This window comes from Nocardia sp. Marseille-Q1738, assembly GCF_965283145.1.
The window spans coordinates 121,213-136,321 of record NZ_CBDIMS010000003.1; the positions used below are offsets into that span (position 1 = coordinate 121,213).

Sequence of the window (15,109 nt, forward strand, 5' to 3'; positions counted from 1 at the left end):
GGGAACCATCGTGAGCACGATCCCGATCATGAGCATTGTCCGTGCTCGTCACTCAACACTACCTACCAGCACCGACAGTGTGCCGATTTTGCCGCCGTGCGGTGTCAGGTGGTCAGTTGCTCGACCAGGTCGGCGGCGGTGTCCACGCCGTCGAGCAGCTTGCCGACATGCGCCTTCGTGCCGCGGCGCGGTTCCAGGGTGGGGATGCGCACCAGGGAATCGCCGCCCAGATCGAAGATCACCGAATCCCAGCTCGCGGCCGCGATGTCGGCGCCGAAGCGGCGCAGGCATTCGCCGCGGAAGTAGGCGCGGGTGTCGGTGGGCGGGTTGGTCATGGCGTCCAGCACCTGCTGTTCGGTGACCAGCCGCTTCATCGAGCCGCGGGCGACCAGGCGGTTGTAGAGACCCTTGTCCAGCCGCACGTCGGAGTACTGCAGGTCCATCAGGTGCAGCTTGGGGGCCGCCCAGCCGAGGCCCTCCCGGTGGCGCATGCCCTCCAGCAGGCGCAGCTTGGCGGGCCAGTCCAGCAGGTTCGCGCACTCCATCGGGTCGCGTTCGAGCAGGTCCAGCACCATGGCCCAATTCTCGATGATGTCCTGGACGCGCTTGTCGTCGTTGCCGGTGCGGTCGACGAACTTGATCACCCGGTCCAGGTAGACGCGCTGCAGTGCCAGACCGGTCAGCTCGCGCCCGTCGGCGAGCGCGACGGTCGCGCGCAGCGTCGGGTCGTGGCTGATCGTGTGCACCGCGGTGACCGGGCGGGCCAGCTGCAGATCCGACAGGTCCTCGCCCGCCTCGATCAGGTCGAGCACCAGGGCGGTGGTGCCGACCTTCAGGTAGGTCGACATCTCGGCCAGGTTCGCGTCGCCGATGATGACGTGCAGCCTGCGGTACTTGTCGGCGTCGGCGTGCGGTTCGTCGCGCGTGTTGATGATCCCGCGCTTGAGCGTGGTCTCCAGGCCGACCTCGACCTCGATGTAGTCCGACCGCTGGGACAGCTGGAACCCGGCCTGGTCACCGGACTGGCCGATGCCGACCCGGCCGGACCCGCAGATCACCTGGCGGGACACGAAGAACGGCGTGAGGCCGACGATGATCTGGTTGAACGGCGTCTCCCGGCTCATGAGGTAGTTCTCATGCGTGCCGTAGGAGGCGCCCTTGCCGTCGACATTGTTCTTGTACAGCTGCAGCCGCGGAGCCCCCGGCACGCTCGAGGCATGCCGTGCCGCGGCCTCCATCACCCGCTCGCCTGCCTTGTCCCAGATCACCGCGTCCAGCGGGTCGGTGACCTCCGGCGCGGAGTATTCCGGGTGGGCGTGGTCCACGTAGAGCCGCGCGCCGTTGGTGAGGATCATGTTGGCCGCACCGACCTCGTCGGCGTCGATCACCGGAGCCGGGCCGTTCATCCGGCTCAGGTCGAATCCCCGCGCGTCGCGCAGTGGCGACTCCACCTCGTAGTCCCAGCGGGTCCGCTTCGCACGCGGTACGCCCTCGGCCGCGGCGTAGGCCAGAACCGCCTGCGTGGAGGTGAGGATCGGGTTGGCCGACGGCTCGGTTGGGGTCGAGATGCCGTATTCGACCTCTATTCCGATGATGCGCTGCATGGTGTCGAGCCTAGGCGACGAGCCCCGCCGCACCCGTCGCGACCGGCGGAGTTGAATGTCATACCGTAGGTGGTACTTACGGAGGACCCGTCGCGGCGCAGGTCGGCGCGATAGTCTGGGCATGACCGAATCGATCGCCGATCCGCACGCCGACACGCCGGGCCGCCCCGGCACGGCGGCTCCGCGGCAGTCACCCGCACCCACCCGGCTCGTCGCCTTGGACGTGCTCCGCGGTATCGCCATTCTCGGCACGCTCGGCACCAACATCTGGATCCTGACCCACCCGCGGGGGCTGGTCGGCTACCTCCAAGAGCTGGGCGGGTCATCCGGCGGATGGATGTGGACCGAGCGGGTGCTCCAGCAACTGGCGCAGGGCAAGTTCCTCGGGCTGCTCACCATCATGTTCGGTATCGGCCTGGCCATCCAGCGAGGCTCGGCGACCAGAGCCGGGCGGCGCTGGCCGGGCAAGTACCCGTGGCGCGCGGGACTGCTGTTCCTGGACGGCCTGCTGAATTTCGTGTTCGTCGCCGAGTTCGACGTGCTGATGGGCTACGCCGTGACCGGCCTGGTCGTCGCGTTCGTGCTGGCCACCGGCGAGCGGGCGCAGCGACGCTGGCTGGTCGGCGCGGTAAGCGTGCACGTGGCCATGCTGACCTTGATCGCGATCGCCATGGCCTTCTTACCGCAAGAGGATTCGGCGGCGGATCGGCCACTGGACCCGAATCCCTACGCGGACGGGTCGTTCTGGGAGCTCGCGCTGTTCCGGCTGGAGAACGCGGTCATGTTCCGGATCGAGGCGGTCTTCGTGTTCGCGATGTCGGTCGCGCTGTTCCTGGTCGGCGCCCGGTTGTTCCGCGCGGGGGTGTTCCGCCCGGATGGCGCGCGGATCCGCAAGCGGCTCATGATCATCGGCTTGGGCGTCGCCGCGCCGATCGACCTGATCGCCGGTATCGCGGGTGGCGGTGATCTCATCCTGTTCACCCGCTACGGCAGCGCTCCGTTCGTCTCCCTCGGCATTCTCGCGGCGGCAGCCGAGTGGTACGTGCGGCGGCCGCGGGCCGGATTCGCCGGGCGTCGGCTCACCGAGATCGGCCGGACCGCGCTCAGCTGCTACATCCTGCAGAACCTGGTGGCGTCCATCCTGTGCTACGGCTGGGGTTTCGGGCTCGCCGCGCGGGTCTCGCCCGGCGACCGGGTTCCGTTCACCGTCGGGGTCTATCTGCTGGTGTCGCTGATCATCGCCGTCGGTGCACACCTATGGTTGCGCCGCTTCGAGCGGGGACCGGTGGAGTGGCTGTGGCACGTCAGCTACCGGGCACTGGCCCGAGAGCGATGACGTCCACCAGCGCTGCCCGCGGCCTCGACCGCCTCGGTGTGGTCGAGCACGCGGCCCGGCCATTGCCGTCGGTGAAGTGCTCGCACGGCCGAATCCAGCTGCGTCGCTTCATGTCTCGCGCTGGATTTTCGCAATCCGGGGGAAACCAGCGGACATCGTGGTCGGCGACCGCTACCGTCGAGCTGTGACGCTCGCCGACCGCTACCCGTTGCTGCACGCGCCGACGCACTGGGCCTGGGGTGATCTGGACGTGCGTTTCTCCACCACGCTTCCGTCCGACGAGCTGGTCACCAATATCCACGTCGTGTGCTTCGTCGGCGAGGAGATCGTGCTCTGCCGCGACGATCGCGACGTCTGGCTGGTTCCCGGCGGCACCAGGGAGCGCGGCGAGTCCGTCGACGCGTGCGTTCGCCGGGAGCTGCGCGAGGAGGCGGGCGCGCGCCCGGTCGGCCCGATTCGATGGTTCGGCGCCCACCACGCGACGAGCAACCAGCCCGCGCCCCATTACGAGTGGCAGCCGCATCCACACAGGGCGTGGCTGTGGTGCACCGCGGACGTGGTACTCGACTCCGCACCGACCAACCCCGAGGATGCCGAACAGATCCTCGAGGTCCGCACCTTCCCCGTCGCCGAGGCCATGCGGCGCGCCCGGACCGACGGCGATCATATGAGCGAACTCATCGCATTGGCCGTCGAACTCCACCGCTCGGCGGCTCCACCGATGACGAATCGGAACCGCCCCGCATAACCGCATGAACTGCCCGAATTGGGGTAGGACTGGCGAATCCGCCGGACCGGGAGCGACAAGGTCCGCCCGCCGGCCCGCCCACCGTCCGTGGAACTGGGGCAGAATCGAGATATGGCAACGGCAACCTGGCACGGCCGCGTCCTCGCGACCAGCGACGACACCATCATCGTGGAGGGCAACCACTACTTCCCGCCGGATTCGGTGCGCTCGGAGTTCTTCCAGCCCTCCGACACCAACACGATCTGCCCGTGGAAGGGCACCGCCAGCTACTACACCGTGGTGGTCGACGGCGAGACCAACCCCGACGCCGCGTGGTACTACCCCGACCCGAAGCCCAAAGCCGCGCAGATCAAGGATTACGTCGCCTTCTGGCGCGGTGTGGACGTGACCGACAACTGACCCGGAACTTTCCTCGGCGCCCGCACGCCGGGGCGCTCCGGGAGCGACAGCCGCCGACCACCGCGGAGAGATCGGTGGCGGGGCTGGTTCCCGAGTTCGCGTGGCAAGGACCGGTCACGATGAGTGCGCACGACCGGGTCGGTGGTGAGTTCGGCCCACATGCCAGCGGCGGCGATCGGCAAAGCGCGAATGTCGCGTGCGCGAAAAAGCTAGTCTCGTCGAAGGATTCAGCGAGCGCGTCTGCCGGGAGCAGCCCATGATGAAGGCTCTGGTCACCAACGGCTTCTCGCCAGCGGCCGATGGCGCGGCCGACGAACCTCCGCCGGCGGGCGCGGCCCTGCTGCGGCCCGGGGTCCTGGCCATCACGGGATCGATCGGGCCGACGGAGTTGCACGCGCACCATGCCGTGCAGATCGTCGCCGCTCGTACCCCGATCGTCGTGGTGGACGGCAGCGGCGTCCGCAAGCAGGGCACCCACGTCATCGTTCCCACCGACGCGCCGCACCGAGTCGATGTCGGCGCCGCACACGGCACCGCGATCTACCTCGACCCGGAAACCGCCGCAGGCGCGGCGGCCGACCACAGGGCCCACCTCAACGGCTGGACCGACAGCGCGGACACCGTCGGGATCGCCGACCTCGACGCCGACCTGGCCACCCAAGTCGGCACCGTCGTCGACGATCTGCTGCCGCGCGATCCCGCGGACGGAAAGAGCCAGCGGCACGCCGTGGTAACCGCGGCGCTGCACCTGCTGCCCGCGTTGGTGCGGACGGGCTCGGTGCGGGGCGCGGATGTCGCACGGCAGCTGGGTGTTCCGGCACCGCGGCTGACCCAGCTGTTCAGCGAGCAGATGGGAATCCCGTTGCGCCGCTATATTCTCTGGCTGCGGTTGCACATCGCGCGGACCCGGACGCTGGCCGGGGATGATCTCACGATGGCGGCGCAAGCGGCCGGTTTCTCCGATGGCGCGGACCTGACCCGCACCTGCCGTCGCACCTTCGGACTGCCGCCGTCGGCGCTGACCCGCACCGGCGAGGCAACTCCGGACGCATAGCCCTGCCGACGCGAGACCATCGAGGCGAAAATGGCTCGCGTTCCGCCTACCTGGTTCTCTATCGTCGTTCTCGGTTGCGCAAGGGGCGCACCGGATTCTCCGGACCGCGTTCCCCGTGTCGGCGCAGCCACGTCCTTCAGGTGGGCGCAGACCTTTTAAGTCTGTAGGGGTTCGATTCCTCTCCCGATGTCCTCCGTCATGGCCATTTGCGCCAGACGCGGCTCTGCGGGCCGACCGGCACCGTCCGGCAACGCCCCCGCCGCGTCCGCCGCGTCCGTGACGGAGGCATCCGAAGGGCAACGCGCACAACGACTTACGTCGCGGGAAGGAGTGAGACCATGTACACCACGGTGATGGAGTGGCAGCGCACGCTGCTGTACCGGGACGGCACGCTGGAGCGGATTCTGGAGCCGGGGCGACACCGGTACGACGCGAAGCGCTGCACGCTGATCGAGGTCGACATGCGCCCCCGGCTGCTGTATGTCACCGGGCAGGAGTTGCTCACCCGCGACGGGCTGGCACTGCGCGCAAGTTACACCGCGCAGTGGCAGGTCACCGATCCGGTCGCGTTCACCACGGGCGCGCAGAACGCGGAGACGGTGCTCTACGCCGCGGTCCAGGACGCCGCCCGCGGCGCGGTCGCCACGCACACCCTCGACGAGCTCATCGCCGATCGCGGTTTGCTCACCGGTGATCCCGATGAAATCGGCGCGGCCGTGGCGAACCTGGGAATCCGGGTCGCCGGGGTCCGCGCTCGCGATCTGATGCTGCCCGGCGAACTGCGCAAGGCGGCGCTGGAGACGGTGCTGGCCAAGGAACGCGGCCGTGCCGAGTTGGAAAAGTCGCGTGCGGAGGCGGCGGCGTTGCGCTCGCTGGCCAATACCGCGCGGCTGCTCGAGCAGCACCCGGCTCTGTTGCGCCTGCGGACGCTGCAGGTCGCGACGGTGCCCGGCGCCCAAGTGGTGCTCGACCCGCGCGACAACGCCTAACCGCCACGCGCAACACCGCACACCCGGACGTCGAGCCGTTGGACGAGTCCCCCGGCTCGGCGTTCGCGTGTGGATCAGCTCCCCTGACTGGGGCCGAGCCGGACAGCAGCGCCGTGCGTCCGGATGACTGGCACACCCACGACGACGCCGAGCACGCCGACGCACGGTCGGTCAGCGACGGCAGGCTGATCGGCCGCCCGGCGGACAACATCCGCTCGAAAGCGCTCACGCAGCGAACCTGTCCGAGGGCCAGAGGCGATATCTGCGTCTTTGCCGGTCAGCCATCCCCCGCATTGCTCGGGCGCAGGAGCACCTGTCCCGGCTCAGTCCGCCGCGATGGCCTCGACGTAGTACTCGGCTGAGATTGTCTTCAGGACCTGCCGGACACCGAGCGGCGCCCAGCTCGCGGACCGGTCGTGCCGAACCACCGGGTCGGTCAGCTCGACGACGCGTCCGCGGGTCTCCAGCGCGAATCCGCCCGCGGCGCGAATGTTCTTGACCCAGTCCACGTTTCGCCCGTAGGTCAGCGCGATACGGTAGGCGCCGTCCTGGTCGAAGACCATCACCGGCGTCCGGTAGGACCGCCCGGACTTCCTGCCTTTGTGTAGCACGATGCCGAAACCCGGCGCCCGGCCCGCGACCAGGCCCGTGGTCGGGTTGGTGACATGCCGGTTGAAATTCGCCAGTGCGTGCGGAAGCACCATGGGCGGCGATCCTCTCTCAGGGTGGCGTGCGGTGTTCACGTTACTCTCGATCAATGTCCGCTCCGCCGCATCGTGACTCGCCGTACACCGGGGACCCGCGCACCGAACCGATCGCGGTCTACGACCCCGCGGGCAACCCGATCGGCGCCGCGGAGCGCGCTACCGTCTACCGCGACGGATTGTGGCATGCCAGTGCCGGTGTGCTGCTGCGTTCGTGCGACGGCGCACGGGTCTACGTGCACCGCCGCACCGACACCAAACTGGTGTTCGCGGGTATGCACGACTGTCTGGCGGGCGGGGTGGTCGCGCCGGGCGAATCACCGTGCGACACCGCCCTGCGCGAACTGGCCGAGGAATTGGGCGTCACGCCCGATCCCGAAGAGCTCGCCCCACTGGCAACCGCCACCTGGGATGGCGAGTGGGACGGCCGGCCGATGCGCTGCCATCTGTTCGCCTACGAACTGCGCTACGACGGGCCGGTCCGGCACCAACCCGACGAGATCGCCGACGGCTGGTGGTGGACCGACGCCGAGCTGCGCGCACATCTGGCCGACCCGGATTGGCCGTTCGTCCCCGACACCCGGCTGCTGATCCCCGACCTGCTCGCCGCACGGCGACCGGAGGACGCGGCGGGGCTCACACCATGATCAGCTGGACGAGGCGGCCGATCCCGCCCAAGCGGCGAACGCGCCGGGGTTGCGGGTCTGCAGCAGCACCCGGCCGGGACCGGTGAAGTCGAACACGAATCCCTCGCCGGACTTCAGCGACTGGATCGAACGACCCGAAACCGCCCGCCGGATGCTGAAATTCATCGCCAAGTCGTAGGCGACCACATGACCGGTGTCGATCGTGATCGGCTCCCCCGGCTGCAGATCGATGACATCGATCGCGCCGAACACGCCGACGACCGCCTCTCCCTCACCGTGCGCCCGCAGACCGAAACCGCCCTCGCCGCCGAAGAGGTTCGCGAAGCCACCCCATTTGCCCTCCACCTGCACGCCGGAGGAATTGGCGATCCAGCCTCCGCGGCTGATGAAGAACGGCCGGTCCTGGGTGATCTGCAGGTTCAGCATGTCGCCGGGCAGTGCGGGTGCCACGTCGACCCAGCCGCCCTCCGGCGGCGCGGTGAACGTCGAGACGAAGAACGATTCGCCGGCCAGCACCGACCGCTTCAACCCGGCCAGGATGCCGCCTTCGGCCTTGGCCTGCAACGTGATTCCCGCCGAATGGGCGACCATGGCGCCGCTCTCGACGCGCATCGGTTCGCCCCCGGCGAGAAAGCACCGCGCTACGGTCGAGGCGGGGCTGTGGCGCAGTTGTACCTTCATGCCCGCCGACCCTACCCGCAGAGCCGGAACCGTAGGGTGGGCCGGATCCGCTCCGCACAGCGGACACCGCTACGCGATCTCGGCTGGATCGGCTCGCAGATCCGGGCGCCGGGATGGGTGATCGTCAGAGCAGGTCGCGCAGCGCGGCCTCGTCGCGCGCGACCACCGCGGCGCCGTCGGCGGTGAGCACGATCGGGCGCTGGATCAGATTCGGATGTTCGACGAGCGCCTCGATCCACCGGTCCCGGTCCGCGGCGGTGCGCCCCCAGCTCGCCATGCCCAGGTCCTTGGCGATCTGCTCGCCGGTGCGGGTGATGTCCCATGGTTCGGCACCCAACCGCCGCAACACGTCTCGGAGTTCGGCGGCGGTCGGCGGCTGATCCAGGTACTTCCGCACGGTGTAGTCGACACCGGCATCGTCCAGGAACGCCGTGGCGTTGCGGCTCTTGCTGCACCGCGGGTTGTGCCAGATCTCGGTCTGCCCGGAAGTCATACCGGCAGGGTACCGAGGGTGCTTTCAGCGACAGTACGGGCCACGGTGCTGGCGAATCTCGGCCGTACGGGCGCGTACCGCGGTACGTGCTTCGATACTGGGTGCATGAGCGAGGCATCTGTTCCCGATTCGTCCGAAAACCCTTACGGCACACCGACCACGTCCGGTCCCGAACCCATCCGGTCCTACCAGAAGGTCGTCAATCGGATCGTGCGGACGCTGCTGCGCGTGCCGGGCATCTCCGGCGTCGTCGGGAAACGGCTGATGATCCTGCACGTCGTCGGGCGTAAGTCGGGCGCGGTCTACGACGTGCCGTTGGCCTACACCAAGCACGGCGACACCCTGCTGATCGGAACCGCCCTTCGCCCGTGGGTCAAGAATCTGCGCGCGGGCGACCCCGTGCGGGCATCGTTCGGCGGCAAGCCACGCACCTTCGATCCCGTGGTGCACACCGCCGAGGCCGACGTGCTGCGGCTCTACGAGATCGTCGCGCGGGACAACCCGCAGAACGCGAAGTTCAACGGGATCGGCTTCACCGCCGATGGCTCACCGTCGAAGGCCGACATCTACCAGACCTGGCAGCAGGGCGGCGTCGTGGTCGAACTGACGCCGCGGTGACCGCGGCAATCGCTCGGCGAACGCGCCGCCACCGCGAACGCCGGGTGCGCGGATCGTGCACCGCTCCAGCGCCGGAAGAAGCCGAAAGGCTCTCAATCCCGATTGTCAACGTGGCCGTGTCCCATGGGCACGGCGTGGTTGACCGACGGGATCAGCATCCTGCCAAGGCTATCCGGTCCGCGGGTCGGTTCACTGCTGCTTGGTCGAGAGGGATGTGGTCGGGCGATCCGAGACCGGTAGAGCGAGTGGCGCTGTCGACGCCGTCCAGACGTCGCTGCGCGACCGGTCAGCGGCGTTTCAGGACGTTGTCCAGTGGCTGCTGTTTGTTGTGGCATGCGTACGAGCGAGTCGAGGTGCGGACCAGGCCGGACGGCAAGACGGAGGGTTGTTGAGATTCGATCCATTGTTGGGCAGTTCTCCGGTCTGTGTGAGTGCACAACTGAGCGGGTGACCCGCTCTGGGCGTGCCGCAAGCCGGCACCTATCGGTACTCTCGATTTGGAGTGATGGGCCCCGCTCGCGGCGGGGCCCATCGCGGTTCAACGTTGTGTGCCCGGCGCGGCAGTGGGTGCGTGGCCGGGAGTCGCGTGTTCAGTGGGGTTTGTGCGGTGTGTTCATGAGCCGCGGTGTACGCACAGCAGTTGGTCTTCGGTGCCGTTCGGGTCGCGGTAGGTGACGAGGGCGGGGCCTTGTTCGCTGTAGTGGCCGGGGAATTCGGCGTCGCGGCTCCAGCTGGAGCCGTCGAAGCGGGTCCAGTACAGGCGTGCGGTGGAGCCGCCGCGGTGCACGCAGTAGAGGTCGTTGCCGTACACCGCCAGTCCCGGTCCTTCCTGGCTGGCGTGCGCACCCAGCGCCCGGTCGCCTTCCCACCCGCCGCTTTTCCCGCGGCGGGTGTACCACAGCATCGTGGTGCCCTTGCCCTTGTAGACCGCGTAGAGCTGGTCCCTGTAGACGGCCAGGGCGGGGTTGGAGTCGGTTTGGGGAGCCATCTCCGATTCGCCGCTCCATCGGGTGCCGTCGAAGGTTCGCGAGTACAACCGGTTGTTGTTGTAGCCCTTGTAGACACACCAGAGCTGGCCGTTGAATACCGCAAGAGCGGGGGCGTGGCTGGTCTGCCCGCCCAGCACCTGGTCGGAGTTCCACCGGGTGCCGTCGAAGCGGCTCCACCACAGGCGGGTGTCGCTGCCGTTGCCGCGGTGCGCGCAGTACAGGTAGTTACCGAAAGTGGCCAGCGCGGGTCCCGCGGCGGAGTAGTGCGCGGGGAATTTGGTGTCCGGTGTCCACCCGCTCTTGGGTTCACCGGCGTCGGCTCGGGTGGTTTCGTACATCGTCCACCACAGCGAGGCGTCGTTGGTGTTGCCGCGGTGCGCGCAGTACAGCTTCCCCTGATAGACCGCCAGGGCGGGGTTGGACTTGGAGAAGTGGCCGGTGAATTTCTCGTCCGTGCTCCAGCCGTACTGGCCGGTGTCGGCATTGCGGCCGTAGACCGTCCACCACAAGCTGGTGTCGTCCTTGGGCGCCAGCGAGATCGGGATGAGCATGCCCGGCGCGATCCACGGGGAAACGAGCCTGCAGCCGTAGTCCCCACCCACCGCCTTGATCCAGGCGGCCTTCAGCTTGAAACACGCCTTGATCAACGGCGCGATCGGCTTCAGCTTCGGATAGTTGGCCACGATCTTGCCCACCTGCTCGGTGATCTGGGCGGCGAGCCTGGCAGCCTCGGCGTTGAGGCGGATCTCGAAACCCCACCACTTGAACACTGGGTGCACTTCCACGCCCAAGGCGCCCAGCTCGCGCTGAGTCTGGCGAATCTCCTCTCGAGCCTCGGCCGGCAGTTGCGCGATCTGCTCCTCGTCCAGCAGCCGCGCCTCCTCCAGTTGCGCCCCCGCTATCTGACGCGCTTCGGCGTCGCTGACGGTGTAGCGCGGCTGCTCCTGCTCTGGCGCGGTAGTCGGGTCGGTCAGTTCCTCGATACTGGCAGCCCCCGGCCCCATGTGCTGCTCGCCGGAGTGCGGGTCAGACCCTTCAGGCATAACGAATCCCCCCTTTCGTCCGCTGCCGACACCGCCGAAGACCCAGAAAAACGCACGCCAAACCAAGCCATCGACGGCATCGGTACATAGCCACGGAAAACGATCAACACAGCGATCAGAACGCGCACCGAACCCACCGGCCCGGCACCCCAACTCCAGCGACAATTCTCCCGCACCCGAGCCGGACACGGAGCCCATTCCCGACAAATACACCACCACGATGACCTGCCGGGTCCCTGAATCTCGCTCCGATCGACCACAGCCAGGTCTCGAGAATCGTTCGGTCCCGCAGCGCCGGTCCGGCCGTCCGGACCGCCTGGAGCGACGACTCCCGGCGGTGTCGAAAATCGCGTCGAGAAGGCTGCCGTGTCGTGCCCTCCAACCGCTTCCGATCGACGAAACGCTGCGTGATTTTCGTATCAGCGGCCGAGCCGTCCAGATACCGGGCGGCCAGCCTTGGAAAGCCACCAACCGCAGCAGCCACATCCAAGCCACACCCGGCACCCGTCGAGACACCGGAACCCGTCCGCCCGAGCGGGATTCAGGGTAGGGGCCACATCCGCAGGGTCCGCGCCCGGGCCCAGACCGATGTGTGCCCGCCCCGCATGGTGGGTAATCGGGCCGTACGCCCACGGCGCGCGGGTCGAAATGGAATGATTCGCGCTGCATCGTCCGGTGCGTATCCCGAATGAAGGAGATTTCCAGCGGTGAGCAAAGTGCAGGCGCGACAACTCGTCAACGGTCGGCGCGCGGGGCGACGGCGCTTACCGTGGCGCTCGCTGCGGGTTATCGGCATCTTGGCGGTCGGCGCGACGGTGGCGGTGTTCACGGCTGGCGGCGTCTCGGCGAACCCCGGGCCGGCACGGGAGCAAGCCCCGGCCACCTGCGCCGCTCCGGTCGCGGGTCAGCCGAACGGCAAGCAGTGGCCCGCCGAGCCCGGCCTCACCATCGATCCCAACGCCGGGTACACGGCGACGCTGGCCACCACGTGCGGCACCGTGACCATCGCGCTGGACGCGGCGCGCGCGCCGCGCACGGTCAACTCGTTCGTGTTCCTTGCCGGTGAGCAGTACTTCGACCACACGACGTGTCACCGGATCACCACCGAGGGCATCTACGTCCTGCAGTGCGGTGACCCGACGGCGACCGGTACGGGCGGCCCCGGCTATCGCTTCCCCGACGAGAACCTGGCGGGCGCAACATACCCGGCGGGCACTGTCGCGATGGCGAATGCGGGCCCCGGCACCAATGGCAGCCAGTTCTTCCTGGTCTACCGCGACAGCCAGTTGCCGCCCGACTACACCCCGTTCGGGCGGGTCACCGCGGGCATGGACGTGCTCACGTCCATCGCCGCCGCTGGCGTCAAGGATCGTTCGGGCGACGGCGCACCGGCCGTCGGCGTCGTGCTCGATTCCGTTGCGGCCGTGCGCAACTGAGTGCCTATCGCGGTGGCGGCGTGGCGCCGCCACCGCGGTGGCCGGGAATCAGCTGCCGCGCTCCTCGAAATACACGACCTCCCAGAGATGGCCATCCGGGTCCGCGAAGTAGCCCGCGTAGCTGCCCCACGGCCGCTGCCTCGCCGGATGCACGAGGCTCCCGCCCGCCGTGTGCGCGAGTTCCAAGGCTTTGTCCACCTCCGCGCGGCTGCCGACGAACCACCCGAGGCTGACCGGCGAGCCGTCGACACGGTCGAGCGGGATGCCCGCGTCCTTTGCCAGGTCCTCGCGCCCATACAGGGCCAGAATGAGCCCGTTGTCCAGCGTGAACATGACGACCGAACCACCGGGATTCCGCTCGTCGCCGACGTATTCGGTGCCGATGATGCCCGGCGACGACAAGCCGAGCTCCCGATAGAAACGCAGTGCGCGCTCCAAGTCGCGCACACCGAGGCTGATCACATTGAGTCGCGCCTGCACGGCGGCACCTCCGAATTCTCGACCGACTATTTGCCGAGTCGAGTCAACTCTCCTGTCCGCCGGACGTCTTGAACGAATCGGACATCGGTATCGGACCAGTATCCTGCGGAAGGTGTCGGTCAGCGGACACCGTGCGGCGTCGGAGCACCATCGCGAGAACCGGCTCGACGATTCGGCTGGCGATCGGGCCGAGAACCGCCATCAGCAGCACGTAGGTGGTGGCCAGGGCGGCGAACTCGCCGGGGACGGCGCCCGACGAGACGGCGAGACCTGCGATGACGATCGAGAACTCACCGTGGGCGACCAGAGCGGTGCCCGCGCGCGCCCGGCCGTAGCGGCCCGCACCGGCGCGCTTGGCCGCCCACCATCCGGTGGCGACCTTGCTCGCCGTCGTGACGAACGCCAGCAGGCACGCCCAGGCCAGCACCGGCGGGATGGTCGCAGGATCGGTGCTCAATCCGAACAGCACGAAGAACAGCGCCGCGAACAGATCGCGCAGCGGTTCCAGAACCTTGGTGGCGTTGTGTGCGGTCGAGTCCGAAATCGCGATGCCGAGCAGGAACGCACCCACCGCCGCGGACACCTGCACCGCGGAGGCCGCTCCGGCCACCAGCAGCGCGGAGCCCAACAGCTTCAACAGGAAGATCTCGCGAACCTCGCTGTCGACGATCGCAGAGACGTAGCGGCCATAGCGTAACGCGACGATCAGCACCACCGTGACGGCGATCAGGGCGATGCTCAACGTCTTCAGCCCGGCGAGGAAACCGACACCGGCCAGCACGGCCGTGAGCACCGGCAGATACCCGGCCATTACCAAGTCTTCGAACACCAGGATGGACAGCACCACCGGTGTCTCGCGGTTACCGAGCCTGCCCAGATCGTTGAGCACTTTCGCGACGATGCCCGAGGACGAGATATACGTGACGCCCGCCATCGCGATCGCGCCGGTGAAACCCCAACCGAGCGCGAGGGCGACCAGCACGCCCGGTGTGGCGTTGAGCACGATGTCCATGACGCCCGCGGCCCACGATCGGCGCATACCGGTGACGAGTTCCGCCGCACTGTATTCCAAGCCGAGCAGCAGAAGCAGCAGGACGACGCCGATTTCGCTGGCCAGGTGGATGAAGTCGTCGACCTGCCGCAGCTCGACCAAGCCGCCCGTGCCGAACACCAGCCCGCCGATCAGGTACAGCGGGATCGGCGACATGCCGATGCGCGCGGCGATCCGGCCGAGCAGGCCGAGGCCGAAGAACACCGCGCCCAGCTGGATCAGCGCGAGCGCGGTCTCGTGCGCCACCATCGCCGCTCAGCCGTCCGTCAGGATCTTGGCGGCGGCGTCCAGGCCCTCCACCGTGCCGACGACGACGAGCACGTCACCGGCGGTGAAGGTGAAGTCCGGTCCCGGCGACGGAATCGGCTGCCCGCCGCGCACCACCGCGACGATGGACGCTTTTGTCCGCGTGCGCATCTGGGTCTCGCCCAGCCTGCGCCCGTCGTAGCGGGAGCGATCCGGAATGGACATCTGGCGCGTGGTCAGCCCGGTGAACTGGCGGTGCTCTTCGCGCAGCTGCTCGACCAGTTGCGGCGCACCGAGCAGGTTGGCCAGCACGGCGGCCTCTTTCGCGGACAACGGTATCTGTTCGGTCTCGTCGGGGTTGTCGACCTTGCTCACGATCAGGTCCATCGTGCCGTCACGATGATCGATCACCCCTATCCGGCGCCGCGTGCTGGCCAGCGGAAACTCCTTGCGCACACCGATACCGGGAAGGGGCGTCACCTCAACGTTCACCACTCCACCCTATCGACCACGGGTAGCCACCAAGACGGCAGGTGACCGAATTGTCCGTATCGATACCGCCGTTTCCGCACGACACTCCAACTCGCTTGA

Annotated in this window: 16 protein-coding genes; 8 read left to right on the forward strand and 8 right to left on the reverse strand. The window is 68.2% G+C overall.

Annotation, left to right across the window (positions count from 1 at the left end; all coding sequences use genetic code 11):
* Positions 1–104: 104 nt before the first annotated feature.
* Positions 105–1,604, reverse strand: coding sequence for a depupylase/deamidase Dop (dop, locus tag ACWPXK_RS14055; RefSeq protein ID WP_454196556.1), 1,500 nt, complete (start codon positions 1,602–1,604; stop codon positions 105–107).
* Between the two features lie 121 nt (positions 1,605–1,725).
* Between dop and ACWPXK_RS14060 the strand changes: the two genes are divergently transcribed.
* From ACWPXK_RS14060 to ACWPXK_RS14080, 5 genes are all read left to right on the forward strand, one after another.
* Positions 1,726–2,940: a DUF418 domain-containing protein gene (locus ACWPXK_RS14060; RefSeq protein WP_454196557.1), complete on the forward strand. Its 1,215-nt coding sequence runs from the start codon at positions 1,726–1,728 to the stop codon at positions 2,938–2,940.
* 184 nt (positions 2,941–3,124) lie between these two features.
* On the forward strand, positions 3,125–3,688 hold the full coding sequence (locus ACWPXK_RS14065) for an NUDIX hydrolase (protein ID WP_454196558.1): 564 nt from the start codon (positions 3,125–3,127) through the stop codon (positions 3,686–3,688).
* A gap of 111 nt (positions 3,689–3,799) precedes the next feature.
* Complete coding sequence (locus tag ACWPXK_RS14070) at positions 3,800–4,087, forward strand: DUF427 domain-containing protein (RefSeq protein WP_067470643.1); 288 nt, start codon at positions 3,800–3,802, stop codon at positions 4,085–4,087.
* Between the two features lie 256 nt (positions 4,088–4,343).
* Positions 4,344–5,141: a helix-turn-helix domain-containing protein gene (locus ACWPXK_RS14075; protein ID WP_454196559.1), complete on the forward strand. Its 798-nt coding sequence runs from the start codon at positions 4,344–4,346 to the stop codon at positions 5,139–5,141.
* 338 nt (positions 5,142–5,479) lie between these two features.
* Positions 5,480–6,130 carry a slipin family protein gene (locus ACWPXK_RS14080; protein ID WP_454196560.1) on the forward strand — a complete coding sequence of 217 codons (651 nt, stop codon included), beginning with the start codon at positions 5,480–5,482 and terminating at the stop codon, positions 6,128–6,130.
* Positions 6,131–6,453: 323 nt separating this feature from the next.
* On the opposite strand, the gene ACWPXK_RS14085 is transcribed toward ACWPXK_RS14080, so the two are convergent.
* Positions 6,454–6,834, reverse strand: coding sequence for a nitroreductase family deazaflavin-dependent oxidoreductase (locus tag ACWPXK_RS14085; protein WP_454196561.1), 381 nt, complete (start codon positions 6,832–6,834; stop codon positions 6,454–6,456).
* 53 nt (positions 6,835–6,887) lie between these two features.
* On the opposite strand from ACWPXK_RS14085, the gene ACWPXK_RS14090 reads away from it, so the two are divergent.
* Positions 6,888–7,481 (forward strand): NUDIX hydrolase, encoded by a 594-nt coding sequence (locus ACWPXK_RS14090; RefSeq protein ID WP_454196562.1) that lies wholly within the window; start codon positions 6,888–6,890, stop codon positions 7,479–7,481.
* Here the strand turns inward: ACWPXK_RS14090 and ACWPXK_RS14095 are convergent, their stop codons facing one another.
* Both ACWPXK_RS14095 and arsC read right to left on the reverse strand, forming a co-directional pair.
* Complete coding sequence (locus ACWPXK_RS14095; RefSeq protein WP_454196563.1) at positions 7,482–8,162, reverse strand: TIGR00266 family protein; 681 nt, start codon at positions 8,160–8,162, stop codon at positions 7,482–7,484. It lies immediately after the preceding gene.
* Between the two features lie 124 nt (positions 8,163–8,286).
* Entirely contained in the window at positions 8,287–8,655 is a 369-nt protein-coding gene (arsC, locus tag ACWPXK_RS14100; RefSeq protein WP_454196564.1) for an arsenate reductase (glutaredoxin), read from the reverse strand.
* Between the two features lie 105 nt (positions 8,656–8,760).
* Here arsC and ACWPXK_RS14105 point away from each other — a divergent pair, with 105 nt between their 5' ends.
* Complete coding sequence (locus ACWPXK_RS14105) at positions 8,761–9,273, forward strand: nitroreductase/quinone reductase family protein (protein ID WP_454196565.1); 513 nt, start codon at positions 8,761–8,763, stop codon at positions 9,271–9,273.
* A gap of 613 nt (positions 9,274–9,886) precedes the next feature.
* On the opposite strand, the gene ACWPXK_RS14110 is transcribed toward ACWPXK_RS14105, so the two are convergent.
* The gene (locus tag ACWPXK_RS14110) at positions 9,887–11,305 is read right to left on the reverse strand and encodes a hypothetical protein (RefSeq protein WP_454196566.1); all 1,419 of its coding nucleotides are present in this window, start codon (positions 11,303–11,305) and stop codon (positions 9,887–9,889) included.
* 707 nt (positions 11,306–12,012) lie between these two features.
* Between ACWPXK_RS14110 and ACWPXK_RS14115 the strand changes: the two genes are divergently transcribed.
* The gene (locus tag ACWPXK_RS14115; RefSeq protein WP_454196567.1) at positions 12,013–12,741 is read left to right on the forward strand and encodes a peptidylprolyl isomerase; all 729 of its coding nucleotides are present in this window, start codon (positions 12,013–12,015) and stop codon (positions 12,739–12,741) included.
* 48 nt (positions 12,742–12,789) lie between these two features.
* Here ACWPXK_RS14115 and ACWPXK_RS14120 read toward each other — a convergent pair whose 3' ends face one another.
* The 3 genes from ACWPXK_RS14120 to ACWPXK_RS14130 are packed head-to-tail and all read right to left on the reverse strand — an operon-like array spanning position 12,790 to position 15,010.
* On the reverse strand, positions 12,790–13,221 hold the full coding sequence (locus tag ACWPXK_RS14120) for a VOC family protein (RefSeq protein WP_454196568.1): 432 nt from the start codon (positions 13,219–13,221) through the stop codon (positions 12,790–12,792).
* Between the two features lie 43 nt (positions 13,222–13,264).
* On the reverse strand, positions 13,265–14,521 hold the full coding sequence (locus tag ACWPXK_RS14125; protein WP_454196569.1) for a cation:proton antiporter: 1,257 nt from the start codon (positions 14,519–14,521) through the stop codon (positions 13,265–13,267).
* Between the two features lie 6 nt (positions 14,522–14,527).
* Positions 14,528–15,010, reverse strand: coding sequence for a cation:proton antiporter regulatory subunit (locus tag ACWPXK_RS14130; RefSeq protein ID WP_454196570.1), 483 nt, complete (start codon positions 15,008–15,010; stop codon positions 14,528–14,530).
* Positions 15,011–15,109 lie beyond the last annotated feature (99 nt).